General features: G+C 69.4%; 15 protein-coding genes. 7 read left to right on the top strand and 8 right to left on the bottom strand.

Annotation, left to right across the window (positions count from 1 at the left end; all coding sequences use genetic code 11):
- Nucleotides 1–131: 131 nt before the first annotated feature.
- Nucleotides 132–2,801: a cellulose binding domain-containing protein gene (locus tag ACFY16_RS18280; RefSeq protein ID WP_390648118.1), complete on the bottom strand. Its 2,670-nt coding sequence runs from the start codon at nt 2,799–2,801 to the stop codon at nt 132–134.
- A 105-nt stretch (nt 2,802–2,906) separates the two neighbouring features.
- Nucleotides 2,907–5,825 carry a glycoside hydrolase family 48 protein gene (locus ACFY16_RS18275; RefSeq protein ID WP_390648117.1) on the bottom strand — a complete coding sequence of 973 codons (2,919 nt, stop codon included), beginning with the start codon at nt 5,823–5,825 and terminating at the stop codon, nt 2,907–2,909.
- 252 nt (nt 5,826–6,077) lie between these two features.
- Here ACFY16_RS18275 and ACFY16_RS18270 point away from each other — a divergent pair, with 252 nt between their 5' ends.
- The 4 genes from ACFY16_RS18270 (at nt 6,078) to ACFY16_RS18255 (ending at nt 11,393) form a co-directional block, all read left to right on the top strand.
- Nucleotides 6,078–7,559 (top strand): cellulase family glycosylhydrolase, encoded by a 1,482-nt coding sequence (locus tag ACFY16_RS18270; RefSeq protein WP_390648116.1) that lies wholly within the window; start codon nt 6,078–6,080, stop codon nt 7,557–7,559.
- Between the two features lie 132 nt (nt 7,560–7,691).
- A complete protein-coding gene (locus ACFY16_RS18265) occupies nt 7,692–9,401 on the top strand; it encodes a glycoside hydrolase family 6 protein (RefSeq protein ID WP_390648115.1) in 1,710 nt (569 codons plus the stop codon).
- A gap of 262 nt (nt 9,402–9,663) precedes the next feature.
- Nucleotides 9,664–10,569, top strand: coding sequence for a class I SAM-dependent methyltransferase (locus ACFY16_RS18260; protein WP_390648114.1), 906 nt, complete (start codon nt 9,664–9,666; stop codon nt 10,567–10,569).
- Between the two features lie 122 nt (nt 10,570–10,691).
- Nucleotides 10,692–11,393 (top strand): SDR family oxidoreductase, encoded by a 702-nt coding sequence (locus ACFY16_RS18255; protein ID WP_390648113.1) that lies wholly within the window; start codon nt 10,692–10,694, stop codon nt 11,391–11,393.
- Between the two features lie 136 nt (nt 11,394–11,529).
- Here the strand turns inward: ACFY16_RS18255 and ACFY16_RS18250 are convergent, their stop codons facing one another.
- Both ACFY16_RS18250 and ACFY16_RS18245 read right to left on the bottom strand, forming a co-directional pair.
- Nucleotides 11,530–12,366 (bottom strand): aldo/keto reductase, encoded by an 837-nt coding sequence (locus ACFY16_RS18250; protein ID WP_390648112.1) that lies wholly within the window; start codon nt 12,364–12,366, stop codon nt 11,530–11,532.
- A gap of 108 nt (nt 12,367–12,474) precedes the next feature.
- Nucleotides 12,475–14,301, bottom strand: a complete 1,827-nt coding sequence (locus ACFY16_RS18245; RefSeq protein ID WP_390648111.1) for an AMP-dependent synthetase/ligase — start codon at nt 14,299–14,301, stop codon at nt 12,475–12,477.
- 328 nt (nt 14,302–14,629) lie between these two features.
- Here ACFY16_RS18245 and ACFY16_RS18240 point away from each other — a divergent pair, with 328 nt between their 5' ends.
- Nucleotides 14,630–14,896 carry a hypothetical protein gene (locus ACFY16_RS18240; RefSeq protein WP_390648110.1) on the top strand — a complete coding sequence of 89 codons (267 nt, stop codon included), beginning with the start codon at nt 14,630–14,632 and terminating at the stop codon, nt 14,894–14,896.
- Nucleotides 14,897–14,924: 28 nt separating this feature from the next.
- On the opposite strand, the gene ACFY16_RS18235 is transcribed toward ACFY16_RS18240, so the two are convergent.
- Nucleotides 14,925–15,788, bottom strand: coding sequence for a LysR substrate-binding domain-containing protein (locus ACFY16_RS18235; RefSeq protein WP_390648109.1), 864 nt, complete (start codon nt 15,786–15,788; stop codon nt 14,925–14,927).
- Between the two features lie 235 nt (nt 15,789–16,023).
- Between ACFY16_RS18235 and ACFY16_RS18230 the strand changes: the two genes are divergently transcribed.
- Both ACFY16_RS18230 and ACFY16_RS18225 read left to right on the top strand, forming a co-directional pair.
- Nucleotides 16,024–17,043: a bile acid:sodium symporter family protein gene (locus tag ACFY16_RS18230; RefSeq protein ID WP_390648108.1), complete on the top strand. Its 1,020-nt coding sequence runs from the start codon at nt 16,024–16,026 to the stop codon at nt 17,041–17,043.
- The gene (locus ACFY16_RS18225; RefSeq protein ID WP_390648107.1) at nt 17,043–17,339 is read left to right on the top strand and encodes a hypothetical protein; all 297 of its coding nucleotides are present in this window, start codon (nt 17,043–17,045) and stop codon (nt 17,337–17,339) included. The genes ACFY16_RS18230 and ACFY16_RS18225 overlap by 1 nt, the downstream gene beginning before the upstream one ends.
- Before the next feature lie 72 nt (nt 17,340–17,411).
- On the opposite strand, the gene fdhD is transcribed toward ACFY16_RS18225, so the two are convergent.
- From fdhD to ACFY16_RS18210, 3 genes are read right to left on the bottom strand one after another with little or no spacing between them, the layout of a single operon-like run.
- Nucleotides 17,412–18,260: a formate dehydrogenase accessory sulfurtransferase FdhD gene (fdhD, locus tag ACFY16_RS18220; protein WP_390648106.1), complete on the bottom strand. Its 849-nt coding sequence runs from the start codon at nt 18,258–18,260 to the stop codon at nt 17,412–17,414.
- 7 nt (nt 18,261–18,267) lie between these two features.
- A complete protein-coding gene (locus ACFY16_RS18215) occupies nt 18,268–19,128 on the bottom strand; it encodes a 2Fe-2S iron-sulfur cluster-binding protein (protein ID WP_390648105.1) in 861 nt (286 codons plus the stop codon).
- Complete coding sequence (locus ACFY16_RS18210; protein WP_390648104.1) at nt 19,125–20,957, bottom strand: NAD(P)H-dependent oxidoreductase subunit E; 1,833 nt, start codon at nt 20,955–20,957, stop codon at nt 19,125–19,127. The genes ACFY16_RS18215 and ACFY16_RS18210 overlap by 4 nt, the downstream gene beginning before the upstream one ends.
- Between the last annotated feature and the right edge of the window lie 3 nt (nt 20,958–20,960).

Genomic DNA, 20,960 nt, shown 5'->3' with positions numbered 1-20,960 from the left:
GGCCACCCCGATTCTATGGCCCGGGGGCACCTTGCAACGCGCCCCCCCCAACATGCTAACCTCCCCGCGGGGGGGGGGGGCCCCCCCCGCGGGGGGGGGGGGGGGGGGGGGGGGCCCCCCCCGCCCCGGGGTCAGCTCACAGCGCAGCTCTGGTCGCCCAGCTTGAACGAACTCGGCTTCGTGTTCGTGCTCGTCCAACTGCCCGTGAACCCGAAGCTCACGGACGAGCCTGCCGCCACATTGCCGTTCCAGCTCACGTTCTTCGCCGTCACCGCCGCTCCCGACTGGGTGTAGTCGGCGTTCCACAGCTGTGTGATCTTCTGGCCGTCGGCGAAGGACCAGTCGAGTGACCAGCCGCTCCAGGCACTCGTCCCCGTGTTGGCCAGCTGCACGTCCGCCTGGAAGCCGCCCGACCACTGGTTGGTGATCTTGTACGTCACCGCGCAGGCGCCGGTCGGTGCGGGATCCGTGGGATCCGTGCCCCCGTCCCCACCGGTGTCCCCACCGCTGGTGTCCGACGTGTCGCCGTAGATGACACCCCGGCCGTTCGTCGACACGTACACACGCCCGTACACCCTCGGGTCACCCGTGATCGCCGCGCCCGTCCAACCCCACTGGTGGGTGTCGTCGTTGATGCGCGTCCAGGTCGCGCCCTTGTCGGTCGAGCGGAAGATGCCGCGTACGCCGCCGATCTCGGCGCTGGTGTAGAGCGTCTGGTACGACGCCCCTGTCGCCGCCTTGCCGAAGCCGATGGTGTCGGCCTGCTCGACGTCGGACAGTTTGGCGAAGGTCGCACCGGCGTCGGTCGAGTGCCACAGGCCGTACGCACCGTCCGTCGCCCCGCCCGCCAGCCAGACGTCGCCCTTCACGCCGGGCAGCGCCTTGAAGCGCACACTGTCACCGCTGGGCAGGCCGGTCGCGGCGGACGCCGTGAAGGTGGCACCGCCGTCCGCACTGACGTAGAACTTCCCGGACTTGAAGCCGTAGAAGGTCTTGGCGTCCACGCGGTCCGACTCCACGATCGCGCCCGCCGGGATACCGCTCGACGTCGACCAGGACGAGCCGAAGCCCGTCGTGTACTGCACCCCGGTGCCCTGCGGGCTCCACACGAAGCGGCTGCCGTCCGACGCGACCGCGACCGTGCCGCCGCCCGAGACGCCCGAAGGATCCGTGCCGGCGAACCAGTTGGCGCCGTTGTCCGTGGAGAACGCCACATGCGGCCCAGAGTCCAGATCGCCGACCCGCACCACCGTGTTCGGGCTCGTCTCGGCGAAGTCCAGGCTGGTGGTCGTGGTGAAGTTCGGCGAGGTGTACATCATCGACGGGACCGCGGTCAGGTCCGTGTGGCGGAAGCCGCCGATGTCACCCAGGGCACTGAGCAGGGGGGCTCCCGACGGGGGAGACGCCAGGTCGTTGACGGCCGTCTCCTCCAGACCCCGCACCATCGGCCTGATGGCGAACTGGCCGCCGCTGTCCCAGTCGGTGAGGTTCTCCGTGCCGTAGATCGTCGCACCCGTCCCGTACATCATCCGGGCCGAGTCGAACGGGTCGATCTCCAGCGACTCCGTCATCCAGCCCAGCTTCGGGGTCTGTTCGGGCGGCGACGGGTTGGCGCCCCAGGTGAGCCACGGCGAGGACGACACGTCCATCGTGAAGCGGTTCGAACGGTTGGGGTACGACGTGTAGTCCCACGCCTTCGTCCAGGTGGCGCCGCTGTCCGTGGAGCGGAAGATCTGGGTGTCCGGCCACCAGGAGCTGTACGCGGTCGCCATCACCGTGCCCGGGTGCTGCCGGTCGACGGTCAGGCCGCTGAAACCGTAGGAGGTGTCGGCTTCGGCGACCGGGCTGATGTTCGTCCAGGTCCCGGTCGTGGTCGCGTACCGCCACAGCTGGCCCTTGCCGCCGTCGTACGGGCCGCCCTTGTCGCTGTATGCGATATACAGGAAGCCGTTCTTCGCATCCAGTACACCCTTGTGCGCCAGGTATCCCGTCGGCTGGTCGGCCACCCGTGTCCAGGTCGCCCCCGCGTCCGTCGACCGGTACACCGCGTTGTCCTTGTCGGCGACTCCGACGTAGATCGTCTTCGTCGCGCTGCCGGACGTGCCGGTGGACTCGTCGAAGGTGACCCAGACGATGCCCTGGTTGTCGCTGGCGTAGCCGGACGTGTCGCTCGGATCCTGCGCGTAGGTGCCGACGTTGGGGAAGTTCGTGACCTGCGACCAGGTGACGCCGGAGTCGGTCGACCGCCACAGGCCCTTGCCGCTGGGTGCGCCCAGGTACAGCACGCTGTTCCTGTTCGGGTCGACCGCCAGGCGTTCACCCATGCCGCGGCCGGGCATGTTGCCGCCCAGTTTGAACGGCAGGTCCGTCTTCTGCCAGCTCGCACCCCGGTCGGCGGACCTGAGCACGGCCCCGTTGCCGGGATCCCAGCTGTTCGTGTACGTGCCGACGGCCGCATACACCTTGTCGGGATCCACCGAGTCGGAGGCGAGACCGACGACACCCGTGTGCCCCCAGTCGTCCCAGCCCACCGAGTCCAGCAGCGGCGTCCACGTCTTCGTCGACTCCTGCCAGCGATAGGCGCCGCCGATGTCGGTACGGGCGTAGGCGAGGTTCTTCTCGGAGCGGTTGAAGACGATGCCCGGGACGAAACCGCCGCCGTCGATACGGGCGTTCTTCCAGGTGTACGACTCGGCGGCGATCGTCACCTGCGCGGCCTGCGCGGCCAGTGCGGGCGGCGTGCCCGCGAGCAGCCCGGCCGCCAGCGCGAGCACGGCCGTGAGGATGCGGGTTCTTCGCACGGTGGGGGTCCTTCCTTGATGGGGGCAGGAGGAGACGCGACGACCGGGCGGCCCCCAGTGCGGGTGGGGGCCGCCCGGCGCGGTACGCGGAGCCTTGGCGGGGACTTATTCGAGGAGCTCCGCGTACGAACCCATGGCCAGGGCGATATCCGCCTGGGCCCAGAAACGGTGGTAGGTGAACACGGGCGCGGCACCGCCCGCGAGGTAGCTCTCGATCTTCGACCAGGCCGGGTCGTTCTTGTAGAACGACCGGAGCGAGATGAAGGTCGAGGACGAGCTGATCGTGTCGCCGTTGGGCATCTTGCCGCTGAAGGTGCTCGGCACGTACACGCTGTCGTCGAAGCGGTTGTAGTCGGCCCGGGTCTCCGGGACGGCGACACCCAGGCTGTCCTGGTAGTTGCCCCACATGCCGTCCAGCAGCGCCTTCGCCGTCGTCTTCGCCTCCGTGTCACCGGACTTGGCGGCGTAGTACGTCAGGGTCTTGGCGTACGCGGCCGCCACGCCGACGTCGTTGGTGTAGTCGGCGACGGTGACGTGAAGTCCGCTGTTGGCACCGGGACTCGACGCGTTCCAGGTGTCGGGCTGGCCGGACCACTGCAGCGTGGAGGGGATCAGGTAGGTGCCGTCCGGGTTGATCGTGGTCTTGGACAGCGCCCAGTCGACCCACTTGTCCAGGACCGCCTTGGCATTGGCGTTCCCCGTCTGCTGGTAGTACTCGGCGACCCGCTCCATCGACCACGCCTGGAAGCCGAACCACTGGTTGGACGGCGGGTCGTGGTAGACGGGCTGCTGGTCGTAGTACATGCCGTAGAAGGTGGACGTACCGGCCGGCGGGGTCGCGTACCGGCCTGCCCAGCTGTTGGTCGCACCGCCCGCGATGGCCCCCTCGTTCGACTGGAGCCAGCGGTAGAACTCCAGCTGCCGGTCGAGGGACTTGGCCCAGTCCGCCTGACCGGTCGCCGACTTCGGCTTCAGGTCCGCGTTGTTGCTGAGCGCGTACGCCGCCAGCGGGTTCTGGTAGCCGCCGTGGACATGGCTGGAACCGATGCGCCAGGCCCAGCCGGCGCTCGTGTCCGTGGCGCCGCCCCACGCGTAGTACCAGGACATCAGGTAGGACGAGGCGTCCTTGCCGGTGCCGGCCGCGCAGGTCGTCGGCCCGACGCAGTTGCCGATCTTCTTGAAGTACTTGTCGTACATGGAGTAGCGCAGGTAGTCGCCCATCTTCGCCGCCTTGCCGACGGTGGCCGACACATCACTGCCCTTGCCCTGCGCCTTGGCCCACACGTCCGCCCAGTACGCGGCCTGCACCGCACGTGCGTCCGCGTCCGGGGCGTTGGTGAACTTCCACTGCTTGGCGTACGACGAGTCACCCGTGAAGAGGTCCAGGTACCCGTTCGTGCCGCCGTACTTGAAGGCGTCGCAGGTCGGCTGCGGCACCGTCTCCCACACCGACTCCTGCGCGCCGCGCTGGAAGGTGTTGATGTACGACGGGCCGGTCGCCGTCGGGCCGGCCTCGCACTTGCCGGGCTCGTTGCCGTAGCCGTAGACGTTGTCGACGTCCTGGAGCCAGTGCATACCGTATACGTCGTCCGTACCGTATGCAGTCTTCAGTTCACTGGCGATCGGATCCGAACCCACCGAGCCCCCGGTGTCGAGCTTCGCCGGATACTCGTTGGGCGTGTCCAACTCGGGCGCGTATGTCGCCGGCTTCGAGGCGTTGTAGAAGGAGTTGGTCGGCTGGTCGGCGTGGGTCGGGATCATGTACTTCTCCATGAGATCCCACGCGCCGTTGAACTTGGTCCAGTCGCCCGAGACCTTGCCGTACATGGCCTGCAGCCAGAGAAGGTAGCTGTAGGCCTCCGACGTGGTCTCGTGGCCCTGGTCCGGGGCCTCGACGATCAGCGTCTCCACCGAGTGGTAGGGGATGCCCTCGGGGGAGAAGTAGCCGTTCGCCGGGTTGGTGATCTTCCCGTAGAGGTCCAGGAAGCGGGCGTCGTACTCCTTCGAGGCGGCGATCTGGGTGACCGTCACCGTGGCCTTGGCGTGGCCGGTGGCCGTCGACTCGAAGGTGGCCGCGCCCGTGCCGGAGGCGGCGGCGGTGACCGTCACCTTCTGTGCGGTGCTCCAGTTCGACGGCGTGAAGGTGAGTGAGGCGCCGCCGGTGACCGACAGGCCCGTGTTGCCGGCGGTCCGTGCGGTGGTGACCGTGACGTTCGCGCTGGGCTGCGTCGACAGCTTCACCTCGTAGGTGGCCGTCTTGCCCTGCTGAACGGCGAGCTGATTGGTCGAGGCCACCACGGCGGGACCCGACGCGACCGTGATGCCCACCGGAGTGGACTCCGCCGACGCGCCCAGGCTGTCGTAGGCCTTCGCGAGCAGCGAATGACTGCCCACGGTCAAGCTTGAGGCCGAGAGCGAGTACGGCGCGCTCGTGTCCGTGCCGAGCAGCGTGGTGTCGTCGTAGAACTCGACCTTGCTGATCGTCGCGTTGTCCGCGGCCGCGGAGGTGGCCGCGAGCGGGACCGCGTCACCCTGCGTGTAGACCGCGCCCGCGGTGGGGCTGGTCAGCACCGTCACCGGCGGCTGGTGCGCGCCGGCGCAGGTGGTGCCGTTGATCGCGAACGAGGTGGGGGCGGCATTGGTGCCGCTGTAGGTGAACTGCGCGCCCGTGCTGACCGCCGCACCGGCGGCGATCGCCCCGTTGTACGAGGCGCTGTTCACGGTGACCGCCGTGCCGGACTGGGTCCAGGTGCCGTTCCAGCCACTCACCAGCTTCTGGTTGCCGCTGTAGGCGTACGTCAGCGTCCAGCCGCTGATGGCGTCCGTGCCACGGTTGGTGATGGTCAGGTCCGCGGTGAAACCGGAACCCCAGTCGTTCGTCTTGTAGTCGACGCTGCACTGCAGCGGCGCCGCCTGAGCGGGAGTCGTGCCGACGGCCAGCATCGACAGGGGGAGCGCCAGGGCCGTCACTGCGGCGGCCCACAATCGCCGTACGGCTCTGCGTCTTGAAGGTGGGGGATGCATGGTGCTGGTTCCTCCTTGCGGCTCGGAGAAGTCAAGGCTTGAACCAGTGGGAGCGCTCCCATAGTGGTGATGGGGGTGGGGGTGGTCAAGATGCTTGAAGAGTCGAAAAGATTCGATGAACGCGTTCAGGGAAAGTCAAGCAACTCCCCTGTTCTTTGCCGTCACTTGGCGCTACCTTCCTTCGCACCAGTGGGAGCGATTCCAACAGTCGACGCGTCCGTCACGACGCGCCCGAGCTGCAAGGAGTCGCTCATGCGACACCCCCCGCGTTCAGGAGTTTTAGTCGTCGCCGGTGCGATCGCCCTTGTCGGGACCGCGGTCGTACCGGTCGTCACGGCGCAGGCGGCCGCGCCGGCATGCACGGTGGAGTACTCCGTCGTCAGCCGGTGGGACTCCGGCTTCCAGGGCGCCGTGAAGATCACCAACAACGCGTCCGCGGTGAGCAGTTGGAGCCTCGCCTTCGACTTCACCGACGGCCAGAAGGTCAGTCAGGGCTGGAACGCCAAGTGGTCCCAGTCCGGCACGACCGTGACCGCCGCGAACGAGAGCTACAACGGCTCCCTCGGCACCGGCGCGAGCGTCAGTGCCGGATTCATCGCCTCCTGGTCGGGCGGCAACGCCGTACCGACCACGTTCAAGCTCAACGGCACCACCTGCAACACCGATGTCGAACCGTCGCAGTCGCCGACGCCGACGCCGACCGAGCCACCCTCGGACGGCAAGGCGCCATCCCTGCACGTCTCCGGCAACAAGCTCGTGGACGCCGATGGCGTCACCCGTCGTCTGCTCGGCGTCAACCGTTCCGGCGGCGAGTTCATGTGCGTACAGGGGTACGGCATCTGGGACGGTCCGGTCGACGACGCCGCGATCAAGGCGATCGCCGACTGGAAGGTGAACACCGTCCGCATCCCGCTCAACGAGGAGTGCTGGCTCGGCCTGTCCAACATCAAACCCGAGTACGCCGGCGCCAACTACATCAACGCGGTGAAGGACCTGGTGGCGCGGGTCGAGGCGAACGGCATGACGCCGATCGTCGAACTCCACTGGACCTACGGGCAGTACACCGGCAACTCCGCCGGCTGCACCGACGTCCACGCCACCTGCCAGAAGCCGATGCCGGACATGCAGTACACGCCCTCGTTCTGGTCGTCGGTCGCGAGCACCTTCAAGGACGATCCGGCTGTCGCGTTCGACCTGTTCAACGAGCCCTACCCGGACCGTGCCACGTCCACGACCACCCAGGCGTGGCAGTGCTGGCGTGACGGCGGTACCTGTTCCGGCATCGGGTACGAGGTCGCCGGTGTGCAGGATCTCGTCGATTCCATACGAAACGCCGGTGCGAAGAACCTGATCCTGGCCGGCGGTCTCGCCTACTCCAACGACCTGAGCGAGTGGCTGACCTACAAACCCACCGACCCGGCGGGCAATCTCGCCGCCGCGTACCACGTGTACAACTTCAACACCTGTGCGAACGAGAGCTGCTGGAACTCCACGCTCGCCCCTGTGGCGGCCCAAGTGCCTCTGGTGGCGGGAGAGATCGGTGAGAACACCTGCTCGCACTCCTTCGTCGACCAGGTCATGAAGTGGTTCGACGACCGAGGTCTGTCCTACCTGGGCTGGACCTGGAACACGTGGGACTGCTCCTCCGGTCCGTCCCTCATCTCCAACTACGACGGCACACCCACGTCGTACGGCATCGGGCTGCGCGATCACCTGCGCGCCCTCAACGGATGACCCATCACCGAACAACCATCACCGAACGACCATCGGAGAACACCCAACAGAGAACACCCATAACAGAAAGACCATCGCAGAAAAACATCACAGAACACCCATCACGGAACACCACAGAAGGAACCCGCACTCATGAGTCGTAGCAGAACAGCGGTACTCGCCGCTCTGGCGCTGGTCGCCGGGGCCTCCGGGACGGCCCTGGCGGCCACTCCCGCTGAAGTGGGCATCGCCGCCATCCCCTGCACCGTTGCCTATACGGTGCAGAACCAGTGGGACACCGGCTTCACCGCCGCCGTGACCGTCACCAACAACAGTGCCGCCAAGAGCAGTTGGTCGGTGAAGTGGGCGTACGCCGGCAACCAGCGGATCACCAGCGGCTGGAACGCGAAGATCACCCAGAGCGGTACCGCCGTCACCGCCGCCAACGAGAGCTACAACGGGACGCTGGCGACCGGCGGTTCGGTCAGCTTCGGTTTCCAGGCCTCCTACAGCGGCACCAACGCCCTCCCGGCCACCTTCACTCTCGACGGCGTGACCTGCAACGTCGACGGCGGCGGAACCACCGACCCCGACCCCGATCCCGACCCGTCCGGCAAGGTCGACAACCCCTACACCGGTGCCAAGGTGTACGTGAACCCGGAGTGGTCCGCTAAGGCTGCCGCCGAGACCGGCGGCAGCCGGATCTCCAACCAGCCGACCGGCGTCTGGCTCGACCGCATCGCCGCCATCAACGGCGTCAACGGCGGTATGGGTCTGCGCGACCACCTCGACGCCGCCCTCGCCCAGAAGGGCACCGGCGAGGAGGTCGTCCAGCTGGTCGTCTACGACCTGCCCGGACGTGACTGCTCGGCCCTGGCCTCCAACGGCGAGCTCGGCCCGACGGAGATAGACCGGTACAAGACCGAGTTCATCGACCCGATCGCGGCGATCCTGGCCGACTCGAAGTACGCCTCCCTGCGGATCGTCACCACCATCGAGATCGACTCGCTGCCCAACCTGGTGACCAACACCGGCAGCAAGGCCACCGCCACACCCGCCTGCGACACGATGCTCGCCAACGGCAACTACGTGAAGGGCGTCGGATACGCGCTCAACAAGCTCGGCGCGATCCCGAACGTCTACAACTACATCGACGCCGGCCACCACGGCTGGCTCGGCTGGGACGACAACTTCGCCCCGTCCGCCCAGATCATGTACCAGGCAGCCAACGCCGAGGGCGCGACCGTCGACGACGTCCATGGCTTCATCACCAACACGGCCAACTACAGCGCCCTGAAGGAGAACAACTTCACCGTCAACGACACCGTCAACGGCACCACCGTGCGCCAGTCCAAGTGGGTCGACTGGAACCGGTACGTGGACGAGCTGTCGTACGCCCAGGCCTTCCGCAACCAGCTGGTCTCGGTCGGCTTCAACTCCGGCATCGGCATGCTGATCGACACGTCCAGGAACGGCTGGGGCGGCACCGCCCGGCCCACCGGCCCGGGCGCCACGACCAGCGTGGACACCTACGTCGACGGCGGCCGCTACGACCGCCGCATCCACGTCGGCAACTGGTGCAACCAGTCCGGCGCCGGCCTCGGCGAGCGGCCGCAGGCCAACCCGGCGACCGGGATCGACGCGTACGTGTGGATGAAGCCGCCGGGTGAGTCCGACGGTTCCAGCAGCGCGATCGCGAACGACGAGGGCAAGGGCTTCGACCGGATGTGCGACCCGACGTACACGGGCAACGCCCGCAACGGCAACAACTTGTCGGGTGCCCTGCCGAACGCGCCGCTGTCCGGGCACTGGTTCTCCGCGCAGTTCCAGCAGCTGATGCAGAACGCGTACCCGCCGCTGTAGAGCGCTGACGTACTCCGCCGGGGTCAGCCCTCCCGGGCCGGGCCCCGGCGGATCACGAACTCCAACACGTCGAACGCGTCATAAAGGACAGGGGAGTGGGCGGCTGCGGCGAACGGCCACTACGCCGTGCCGCCCACCCGGTACGCCGGGTCCTTCCACATTTGCTCGCAGCAGGTCATTTTTTGCCGCTTCGGCAACGGAAGTGGCCTCCGCGCGGTGCGTCGGCGCAGGCTGACAGCATCCGGACGAGAGGCTGCTTCTCATGGCGCATCACCACCAGCACCATCAGCACCACCATCACGACCACGCCGACGGTGACCGCGACACCGACATCGACTGGGCCGAGATGGCCGCGCCGCTGGAAACGCAGGCGGAGCTGTTCACTCCCCTGTACACGCAGGTTCTTTCCTGGCTGGGGAAGGAGGTGACCGAGCCCGGCCTGATCGTCGACGTCGGCAGCGGGCCCGGGGTCGTCTCCTGTCAGTTCGCCGAGACGTTCCCGGGCGCGCGGGTGATGGCCGTGGACGGCTCCGAACCACTGCTGGAGCGGGCGCGGGCGCGCGCGGCCGGCCTCGGTCTCGCGGACCGCTTCGGCACGTTGGCCGGTGAACTCCCCACCGTGCTGGCCGACTTGGACTACCCGGCCGACCTGATCTGGGCGGCCCGCAGCCTGCACCACCTCGGCGACCAGCGTGCCGCCCTGAGCGCCTTCGCTGCCCGGCTGGCACCCGGCGGGACGCTGGCGCTCATGGAGGGCGGCCTGCCCGCGCGGTTCCTGCCCCGTGACATCGGCCTCGGGCGGCCCGGACTGCAGGCGCGGCTCGACGCGATGGAGGCGGAGTGGTTCGAGCGGATGCGCGCCGACCTCCCGGGCTCCGTCACCGAGACCGAGGACTGGCCCGCCCTGCTGACCGCCGCCGGTCTGAGGCACACCGGCACGCGTACCTTCCTGCTCGACCTGCCCGCACCCGCGTCCGAGCCGGCCCGCGCCTACGTCGCCGCGTACCTGTCCCGAGTGCGCGAGGCCTGCGCCGACGACCTCGACCCCGAGGACCGCGCCGCCCTCGAACGCCTCCTCGACCCGGACGACGAGGCGAGTGTCCACCACCGGCCGGACGTGTTCGTGCTGGCGGCGCACACGGTATACCTCGCAGTGCGGACCGCATAGCCCCGCCCGCGACGACCGGCGTCGACAGCACGGTGAGCGAGTGCCCGCGACGGCGGCACTTGACTTGGAGAGCGCTCCAAGTGATGGACTCCTTCCCTTCGTTCGAAACGCAGGGGGCAATCATGAGTGACTCTCCGGTCGCGCTCATCACCGGCGGCGGCAGCGGCATCGGTGCCGCGGTCGCGCGGCGGCTGCTGGGCGCCGGGCAGCGGGTGGCCGTCACCGGCCGCGGGGAGCGGCGGTTGAGTGAGTTCGCCGAGGAACTCGGCCATCCCGAGGGTCTTCTGACGCTCGTCGGAGACGCGGCCGATTATGACCAGATCCGGTCGGCAGTCGACGCCACGCTCAAGGCGTACGGTCGACTGGATACAGTCGTCGCCAATGCGGGCGTAGCCACCCACGACTCGGTCGCGGAGGGCGACCCCGCCGGGTGGACCGAGATGGTCCTCACCAACGTGTTGGGGCCCGCCCTGCTGATCAGAGCCTCCATCGACGCGCTGAAGGAGACCCGCGGCCGGATCGTGCTGATCGGCAGCGTCGCCGGCTTCGTGCCCACCCCGGGCAACATCTACGGGGCCACCAAGTGGGCGGTGACCGGCCTCGCGGAGAACACCCGCCGCCAGGTCACGGAATTCGGCGTCGGCGTGACCCTGGTCGCGCCCGGCCGAGTGGAGACCCCGTTCTGGGACGGCAACGGCAGCCTGCCGCCGGGCCGGCTGCTCACCGCCGACCAGATCGCCGACTCGGTCGTCTGGGCCGTCCGGCAGCCGGATGGAGTCGACGTCAACACCGTCGTCGTACGACCGCTCGGACAGCCCAACTGACCTGTCAGTCAGGTCAGTTGTCGCGGATGAACTCCCGGGCCGGCGCTCCGCCGCCACCCGCGCACCGGCCACGCCCATCGACACACACGCGCCCCGAGCCCGCACGGGCCCGGGGCGCGCGCACCCTGCGGCCGGGTCAGCCGATGTCGAACGTCGCCGGGTCGGGACCGATCCGCCGGTCCTCGTTCAGCGCGCTGATCGCCGCGAGGTCCTCGGCGTCCAGGCTGAAGTCGAACACGTCGATGTTCTCCTTGATCCGGGACGGCGTCACGGACTTGGGGATCACGACGGTGCCGAGCTGGAGGTGCCAGCGCAGCACGACCTGGGCCGGCGTGCGGTTGTGCTTCTGGGCGATGGCCACGATCGCCGGGACCTCCAGCAGGCCCTTGCCCTGGCCGAGCGGAGACCAGGCCTCGGTGGCGATGCCCTGCTCCGCGTGGTACTCGCGGGCCACGTGCTGCTGAAGGTGCGGGTGGAGCTCGATCTGGTTGACCGCCGGGATGACCGAGGTCTCGGAGATCAGCCGCTCCAGGTGCTCCGGCAGGAAGTTGGAGACGCCGATGGCGCGGACGCGGCCGTCCGCGTAGAGCTTCTCGAACGCCTTGTAGGTGCCGACGTAGTTGTCCCGGGACGGCAGCGGCCAGTGGATGAGATACAGGTCGAGGTAGTCCAGGCCCAGCTTCTCCAGGGACGTGTCGAACGCGCGCAGTGTCGCGTCGTACCCCTGGTCGCTGTTCCAGAGCTTGGTGGTGACGAAGACGTCCTCGCGGGGGATGCCGGCGGTCGCGATGGCCTTGCCGGTGCCCTCTTCGTTGCCGTAGATCGCCGCTGTGTCGATGCTGCGGTACCCGGCCTCCAACGCGGTGGCGACGGCCCGCTCCGCCTCGTCGTCCGGCACCTGCCAGACGCCGAAGCCCAGCTGGGGCATCTCGACGCCGTTGTTGAGGATGATCGGGGGGACCTTGCTGCTCACGAGCTCTTGATCCTTCGGTTGTCCGTCAAGTGATACTCCCATGGTCAACGATCACGGGCCGTGATGCATTCCTGAAGCGGGAATCCGTCCGAACCGCCCGGGCGCGGGTCAGGCGTGGTAGAGCGCCTCGACCTCGCCCGCGTAGGCGTTCTCGATCGCCTTGCGCTTCAGTTTCAGCGACGGGGTGAGCAGCCCGTGCTCCTCGGTGAACGGCTGGGCCAGGATGCGGAAGGTGCGGATCGACTCGGCCTGCGAGACGAGGGTGTTGGCCGCGACCACGGCGCGCCGCACCTCGGTCTCCAGGTCCGCGTCGCGCACCAGTTCGGCCGGTGACATCTGGGGTTTGCCGCGCATCTGGAGCCAGTGCTCGACGGCCTCCTGGTCGAGGGTGACCAGGGCTGCGATGTACGGGCGGTCGTTGCCGACAACGATGCACTGGTTGACCAGGGGATGGTCGCGGACGCGTTCCTCGAGCACCCCGGGCGAGACGCTCTTGCCGCCGGAGGTGACCAGGATCTCCTTCTTGCGACCGGTGATGGTGAGGTAGCCGTCCTCGTCCAGGGAGCCCAGGTCGCCGGTGGCGAGCCAGCCGTCGTGCAGGGTCTGGTCGGTGGCCTTGGGGTTGTTGAGGTAGCCCTGGAAGACGTTGCCGCCGTGCAGCCAGATCTCGCCGTCGTCCGCGATGTGCACGGTCACGCCCGGGACGGCCTGGCCGACGGTGCCGTAGCGGGTGCGCTCGGGCGGGTTGGCGGTCGCGGCGGCGGTCGACTCGGTGAGGCCGTAACCCTCGTAGATCTGCACCCCGGCGCCCGCGAAGAACAGACCGAGGCGCCGGTCCATCGCGGAGCCGCCCGACATCGCGTTGCGGATACGGCCGCCCATCGCGGCGCGCACCTTCGAGTACACGAGCTTGTCGAACAGCTGGTGCTGCATGCGCAGAGCCGCCGAAGGGCCGGGCCCGGTGCCCCACGCCTTGGCCTCCACCGCGTCCGCGTACTTCACGGCGATCTCGACGGCCTTCTCGAACGGGCCGGCCTTGCCCTCCTTCTCGGCCTTGCGGCGAGCCGCGTTGAACACCTTTTCGAAGATGTACGGCACGGCGAGGATGAAGGTCGGTCTGAAGGCGGCCAGGTCGGGCATCAGGGCGGCGGCATTGAGCTGCGGCTGGTGGCCGAAGCGGACCCGGCCGCGGATCGCGGCGACCTCCACCATCCGGCCGAAGACGTGCGCGAGCGGCAGGAACAGCAGTGTCGCCGCCTCGTCGCCCTTCTTGGAGTGGAACACCGGTTCCCAGCGGTCGATGACGGTGTCCGCCTCGAACATGAAGTTGCCGTGCGTGATGACACAGCCCTTGGGGCGGCCCGTCGTGCCCGAGGTGTAGATGATCGTCGCGGTGGAGTCCGGGGTGACCGCCTGACGGTGTCTGTGCACCACGTCGTCGTCGAGGTGGGCGCCGGCGTCGTACAGCTCCTGCACGCAGCCGGCGTCGAGCTGCCACAACTGCCGCAGCTGCGGCAGCCGGTCGATGACGGTGGCGATCGTCATCGCGTGGTCCTCGTGCTCCACGATCGCCGCGGCCACCTCGGCGTCGTACAGCATCCAGAAGCACTGCTCCGCCGAGGAGGTCGGGTAGACCGGCACCACCTGGGCGCCGATGGTCCACAGCGCGAAGTCGAACAGCGTCCATTCATAGCGGGTGCGGGACATGATCGCGACGCGGTCGCCGAACCGGATGCCCTGGGCCAGCAGGCCCTTGGCGAGGGCGAGCACCTCGTCGCGGAACTCGGCGGAGGTCACGTCCCGCCACTGCTCCAGCTCGTCCTTGCGGCCGAGCGCGATGTGCAGCGGGTCCTCCTCGGCATACCGGAAGACGACGTCGGCCAGACCGCCCACCGGCGGTGCCAACGCCGACGGAGGGTTGGTGAACTCGCGCAAACCCCGCTCCCCGCTCCTTGTGGCGCTCCGCACAGCGCCGTGAAAGCTACCCCACCGGGCGACGGGGCGGGAGGGGGTGCGAAGTCACGCAGTGCTCATGTCAGCCCTGGTCAGTGGAGGAAAATGGGCTCACATGGGGAAGGGTCGGACAGAAAACTGACGGTTGAGTAAGTTTCGGGGCCGTAATCTCCACCGAATCTGTACGACTTTGTACGACCCGAAGTGCCCACTCCCACCCGACAGGGTCAGTCGGCCGTGGGGTGCCGTCTTCTCCTCTGTCAGCGTCGGCGCGGCGGATTTCGTCACTCCGGTCCGTTCCGCCACGGGCGTGCGCACCAGCAGCACCACCAGGGTCACGGCCGCCATGCCGGTCGAACCGGCCGCCACGAGTGCCGTGTCGAGCCCCGAGGTGAAGGCGGAGCGCAGGCGTGAAGGCGTGCTCGGAGAGCGTGCCGCGCAGCGCCCCGCCGCCCGCCGCCCGCCGCCCGCCGCCTGCCGCCCGCCGCCTGCCGGCGTGTGCGCCGCGTCGTGCGGGAGCGTGCGGGTCATCCGGGAGGTCACCACGGTGCCGAACGCCGCGACACCGAGCGCGTAACCGAGCCGGCGGACCGTGATCAACGCACCTACCCCCGGTGCAATCGGTCCCCGCCGCCGAGGATCGCCCCAGCCAGCGCGTCCGCCGCCCCCTGGGCCGACGCCCGTCGTCGTCCGTGCACCAGGACGAAGTCGACCCGCCCCAGCTCCGGCAGCCCCGCCCGCTCCGGCACCCGCACCAGACCCGGTGGGATCAGACCCCGCGAGTGCGCCATCACCCCGAGCCCCGCCCGGGCCGCCGCGACCAGCCCGTTGAGGCTGCCGCTCGTGCACGCGATCCGCCACTCCCGCCCCTGCCGCTCCAGCGATTCCAGGGCGAGCGCCCGGGTGATCCCCGGCGGCGGGTACACGATCAGCGGCAGCGGACGGTCGGGGTCCAGGCGCAGCCGTTCCGCGCCGATCCACACCAGCTCGTCGTGCCACACCAGCTCGCCGCGCGGGTCCTCGGGGCGCCGCTTGGCCAGCACCAGATCGAGCTTCCCGGCGGCCAGCTGCTCGTGCAGCGTGCCCGACAGTTCCACGGTCAGTTCCAGATCGACCTCGGGATGGTCGTGCCGGAAGCGCTCCAGGATCTCCGGCAGCCGGGTCAGCACGAAGTCCTCGGACGCGCCGAAGCGCAGCCGGCCCCGCAGCCGCGTGCCGGCGAAGAACGCCGTCGCCTGTTCGTGCACCGCCAGGATCCGGCGGGCGAAGCCCAGCATCGCCTCGCCGTCCTCCGTCAGCTCCACCGAGTGGGTGTCCCGGGTGAACAGGGTGCGGCCCGCGGCGTCCTCGAGTCGCCGCACGTGCTGGCTGACGGTCGACTGGCGCAGCCCGAGCCGCCGGGCGGCCTGCGTGAAACTCAGCGTCTGCGCCACCGCGAGGAAGGTGCGCAGATGGGAGGGGTCGTACACAGCCACCACCGTACCCGGCTATCGGGAAACACGATGACAGTCAGAGCGGTATGACGGATTCCCGATCACGGGTCGGAAGAGGACGATGGAGAGGGGACCCCTTGAGCCGGTCCACCCCGGGACACGAGCAGTCCGGGACACGAGCAGTCCGGGACACGAGCAGTCCGGGACACGAGCAAACCCGTAACACGCGAGCAAGTGGAGCACCGTGAAACGCCTGCGATGGCCGAGTTGGATGCCGATAGATCCCTACATCCTGCTGCTGCTGGGGACGGTGGGCCTCGCCGCGCTCCTCCCGGCGCGCGGATCGGCCGCCGACGTCGCATCCGGCGCCTCCACGGCCGCGATCGCCTTCCTCTTCTTCCTCTACGGCGTCCGCCTGTCCACCCGTGAGGCGCTCGACGGACTGCGGCACTGGCGGCTCCACGGCACCGTCCTGGCCTGCACCTTCGTGATCTTCCCGGTGCTGGGCCTGGCCGCCCGCGGACTCGTCCCGGTGCTCCTGACCCACCCCCTCTACCAGGGTCTGCTCTTCCTCACCCTCGTCCCCTCCACCATCCAGTCGTCGATCGCCTTCACCTCGATCGCCCGGGGCAACGTGCCCGCCGCGATCTGCGCCGGTTCCTTCTCGTCCCTCGCGGGCATCGTCATCACCCCGCTCCTGGCGGCCGCGCTGCTCGGCAGCAGCGGCGGCGGCTTCTCCGCCGACTCCCTCGTCAAGATCGTGCTCCAGCTGCTCGTGCCGTTCGTCGCCGGACAGGTGCTGCGGCCCTGGGTCGGCGGCTTCGTCGCCCGGCACAAGAAGGTCCTCGGCTACGTCGACCGCGGCTCCATCCTCCTCGTCGTCTACACCGCGTTCAGCGAGGGCATGGTCCAGGGCATCTGGCACCAGGTCAGCCCGGCCCGGCTCGGCGGACTGCTCGTCGTCGAGGCCGTCCTGCTCGCGGTGATGCTCGCCCTGACCTGGTACGGCGCGAAGGCTCTGCGTTTCGACCGCGGGGACCGTATCGCCATCCAGTTCGCCGGTTCGAAGAAGTCCCTCGCCTCCGGGCTGCCCATGGCGAGCGTCCTGTTCGGCGCGCACGCCTCACTGGCCGTACTGCCGCTGATGCTCTTCCACCAGATGCAGCTCATGGTGTGCGCGGTGATCGCCAAGCGCCGGGCGCGCGACCCGGAACCGGTCACCGCGGCCGCCCCGGCCACGTCGGCCGCACCGTCACGTACCGCGGTCGGTACCGGGGCACGTTCCCGCTGATGCTCGCCGACGCGCCCTCATCGCCGCCTCCGGTCGTCGGTGCGGCCGGGATCGTCGTCGTAGCGGGCGAACCCGGCGGTGCGGCCGTGGTCCGTCGGCCAGGAGGCGACCGTACGGGCCTGGCACGCGCCGCCCCCAGTGGTCGTCCACCGCGCTGCGAGGACGCGGCGCGGACGGCGAACGAGGCGCTCCTCGCGCCGCTCTCGGCAGTCGAACGCGACCGGTTCATGGACCTGCTGATACGGATCTCCGGTACGGCTGCCTCCGGTACGGCTGCCTCCGGCACGGCCGACTGAGGCGGGGCCCCTGCGGCGCAGGGGGCGCTCCCCGCCGGCCGGGGCCCCGCCGCCGTGTCGCGGGGAGCCGGGTCAGCCCTGGGCGGCCGCGGCCCGCAGGGCGACGCGGTCCTCGCCCGCGTACACGTTCATGGAACTGCCCCGCAGGAAGCCCACCAGGGTCAGACCGGTCTCCGCGGCCAGGTCCACCGCCAGCGACGACGGCGCCGAGACCGCCGCCAGTACCGGGATGCCGGCCATGACCGCCTTCTGTGCCAACTCGAAGGAGGCCCGGCCCGAGACCAGCAGGATCACGCGGGACAGCGGCAGGTCCCCGTTCTGCAGGGCGCGGCCCACCAGCTTGTCGACCGCGTTGTGCCGGCCGACGTCCTCCCGTATGTCGAGCAGTTCCCCGTCCTCGGTGAACAGGGCCGCCGCGTGCAGACCCCCGGTCCGGTCGAACACCCGTTGGGCCGCGCGCAGCCGGTCGGGGAGGCTCGCGAGCAGACCGGGATCCACCCGGACCGGGGGAGTGTCGGCGATGGGGAAACGCGCGGTCGTCCGCACCGCGTCCAGACTCGCCTTGCCGCACAGGCCGCACGACGAGGTCGTGTAGACGTTCCGCTCCAGAGTGATGTCGGGGATCACCACGCCCGGGGTGGTTCGTACGTCCACCACGTTGTACGTGTTCGAGCCGTCGACGGTCGCGCCCGCACAGTAGACAATATTCTGTAGATCGGATGCGGTGGCCAGTACGCCTTCGCTCACCAGGAATCCCGCGGCCAGCGCGAAGTCGTCACCTGGGGTGCGCATGGTGATGGCGAGGGGTTTCCCGTTGAGCCTGATCTCCAGTGGTTCCTCGGCGACGAGCGTGTCCGGGCGGCTGGAGACCACCCCGTCCCGAATACGGATCACCTTGCGTCGTTCCGTGACTCGTCCCATGTCCTGATCAGCCCCGGTTCTGTACGTGCTGGTAGCCGAAACGGCCCTTGATGCAGAGATTGCCGTGAGTCACCGGGTTGTCGTGCGGCGAGGTGACCTTGACGATCTCATTGTCCTGCACGTGCAGAGTGAGGTTGCAGCCCACTCCGCAGTACGCGCACACCGTGGTCGTCTCGGTCTGCGCCGACTCGTCCCACGTACCCGCCGCACGCATGTCGAACTCCGACTTGAAGGACAGGGCTCCCGTCGGGCACACCTCGATGCAGTTGCCGCAGTACACACACGCCGAGTCGGTGAGCGGCGCGTCGTGCTCGACCGCGATCCGGGCGTCGAAGCCGCGCCCGGCGACGGAGATCGCGAAGGTGTTCTGCCACTGGTCACCGCAGGCGTCCACGCACTTGTAGCAGAGGATGCACTTGTCGTAGTCGCGTACGTACAGGTCGTTGTCGAGCTTCGGCTCCTCGTTCAGGCGGGCCGCGTCCGGGCCGAAGCGGTCCGGCTTCGCCTCGTACTCCTTGATCCACGCGGCGACCTTCGGGGTCGTCGACAAGTCGACCGACGAGGCGAGCAGCTCCAGGACGATCTTGCGGCTGTGCCGGGCGCGCTCGGTGTCGGTACGCACCTCCATGCCCGGCTCCGCCTTGCGGGAGCAGGCCGGCACGAGGGTGCGGGACCCTTCCACCTCGACGACACAGACCCGGCAGGCGTTCTTCGGGGTGAGGGTGTCGCCCTGGCAGAGCGTCGGCACGTCCTTCCCGGCCGCCCGGCAGGCGTCCAGGACGGTCGAACCCTCGGGGGCCCGCACCGGCTCCCCGTCGATCGTGAACTCCAGCAGACGGCGGGGAATCCCCAGCGGTGTCACGGTCATTCGTACGCCCCCAGACGGTCGATGGCGGATTCCACGGCGTTCCACGCGGTCTGCCCGAGACCGCAGATCGAGGCGTCCCGCATCGCCCGCCCGACCTCCCGCAGCAGGGCGATGTCGCCGGCGGCGGCGGCCCCGGTGCGCTCCGCGATCCGGTGCAGCGCCTCCTCCTGGCGCACGGTCCCCACCCGGCACGGCACGCACTGGCCGCACGACTCGTCGCGGAAGAACTCGGCGATGCGCAGGAGGAGCCGGGGGAGCGGGACCGTGTCGTCGAAGGCCATCACGACCCCCGAGCCAAGGGTCGTGCCCGCCTCGCGAGTGCCTTCGAAGGTGAGCGGGATGTTCAGTTCGTCGGGCCGTACGAAGCCGCCGGCCGCGCCGCCGAGGAGTACCGCCCGCAGACCCTCGCGCACACCCGCGAGTGTGAGCAGCTCGCCGAGTGTGGCGCCGAACGGCAGCTCGTAGATGCCGGGCCGGTCCACGCTGCCGGACACGCAGAACAGCTTCGGTCCGGTGGACCGCCCGGTCCCGATCGCCGCGTAGGCCGGCGCTCCCATCGTCAGGATCGGCAGGACGTTGACCAGCGTCTCGACGTTGTTCTCCACCGTCGGTTTGCCGAACAGGCCCTTCTCCACGGGGAACGGCGGCTTCGACCGCGGCTCGCCCCGGTACCCCTCGATGGAGTTGAACAGGGCGGTCTCCTCGCCGCAGATGTACGCGCCCGCGCCCCGCCGGATCTCGATGTCGAAGGCGTAGCCCTGGCCGAGGATGTCGTCGCCGAGCAGGCCACGGGCGCGTGCACGGTCTACGGCATATTGCATACGGTTTATTGCCCGCGGATACTCGCCGCGGAGATACAGATAGCCCTGGTGAGCACCGACCGCGTACGCCGCGATCGTCATCGCCTCCACGAGCGCGTACGGGTCACCCTCCATGATCACGCGGTCCTTGAAGGTGCCGGGCTCGGACTCGTCCGCGTTGCACACCAGATAGTGCGGGTGGTCGGGCTGGGACGCCGTGGCCTGCCACTTGCGGCCGGTGGGGAAGGCGGCGCCGCCACGCCCGACCAGACCGGAGTCGGTGACCTCGCGGATCACACCGGCGGGACCGAGCTCGAAGGCCCGGCGCAGAGCCGTGTAGCCGCCGTGGGCGCGGTAGTCGTCGAGACTGGACGGGTCCACCATGCCGATGCGGCGAAGCAGGGTCAACGAAGCGTCCCCCGCCTGAGGGACCGCCAGCGCGGCCGGCGGCTCCTCGGGTGCCGAGTCGGGCGTGCTCGCCGCGCGTACGGCCGCCGCCACGGTCGCCGGCGCCGACACGGCCGTACGCACCGGATCCCCGGCCCTGATCGCGAGCGCCGCTGGAGCCCGCTCGCACAGGCCCAGGCACGGGCTCCGCTCGACGCTCACACCGCTGCCGAGCCCCAGCCGGGCCTCGACGCCCGCGCACAACTCGGGTGCCCCGGCCGCCGCGCACGCGAGGTCGGTGCACACATGGAGCACCGTCGCGGGCCGGGGCTTGACCGAGAACATGGCATAGAAGGTGGCGACGCCGTACGCCTCCGCCGGCGGCACGGTCAGCCGCCGGCACAGGTAGTCGAGGGCGCCCTCGCTGATCCAGCCGACCCGGTCGTTGATCGCGTGCAGCCCCGGCAACAGCAGGTGGCGGCGGTCCCGGGCCTCGCGCCCGCCGCGCGCCCACCTCAGGTCCGCGACCCTCATCTCATCGCGGTCCGCCCCCTCCCAGGAGGACTCCGGAGGACCGAGCAGGGCGTCGACCGCCGCCCGTTCCTCGTCCGTGGGTTTGCTGTCGCCGAAGTGCAGGTCCACTCC

It is taken from the genome of Streptomyces sp. NPDC001315 (genome assembly GCF_042896175.1).
Lineage (GTDB): Bacteria > Actinomycetota > Actinomycetes > Streptomycetales > Streptomycetaceae > Streptomyces.
This window is presented reverse-complemented; position numbering and strand designations above follow the sequence as displayed.

Excerpts from the sequence above, each read along its gene's own strand:
- ACFY16_RS18230 (WP_390648108.1), top strand. The coding sequence starts at position 16,024 with ATGCCGATAGATCCCTACATCCTGCTGCTGCTGGGGACGGTGGGCCTC.
- ACFY16_RS18255 (WP_390648113.1), top strand. The coding sequence starts at position 10,692 with ATGAGTGACTCTCCGGTCGCGCTCATCACCGGCGGCGGCAGCGGCATC.
- ACFY16_RS18260 (WP_390648114.1), top strand. The coding sequence starts at position 9,664 with ATGGCGCATCACCACCAGCACCATCAGCACCACCATCACGACCACGCC.
- fdhD (WP_390648106.1), bottom strand. The coding sequence starts at position 18,260 with ATGGGACGAGTCACGGAACGACGCAAGGTGATCCGTATTCGGGACGGG.
- ACFY16_RS18265 (WP_390648115.1), top strand. The coding sequence starts at position 7,692 with ATGAGTCGTAGCAGAACAGCGGTACTCGCCGCTCTGGCGCTGGTCGCC.
- ACFY16_RS18275 (WP_390648117.1), bottom strand. The coding sequence starts at position 5,825 with ATGCATCCCCCACCTTCAAGACGCAGAGCCGTACGGCGATTGTGGGCC.
- ACFY16_RS18215 (WP_390648105.1), bottom strand. The coding sequence starts at position 19,128 with ATGACCGTGACACCGCTGGGGATTCCCCGCCGTCTGCTGGAGTTCACG.
- ACFY16_RS18225 (WP_390648107.1), top strand. The coding sequence starts at position 17,043 with ATGCTCGCCGACGCGCCCTCATCGCCGCCTCCGGTCGTCGGTGCGGCC.
- ACFY16_RS18270 (WP_390648116.1), top strand. The coding sequence starts at position 6,078 with ATGCGACACCCCCCGCGTTCAGGAGTTTTAGTCGTCGCCGGTGCGATC.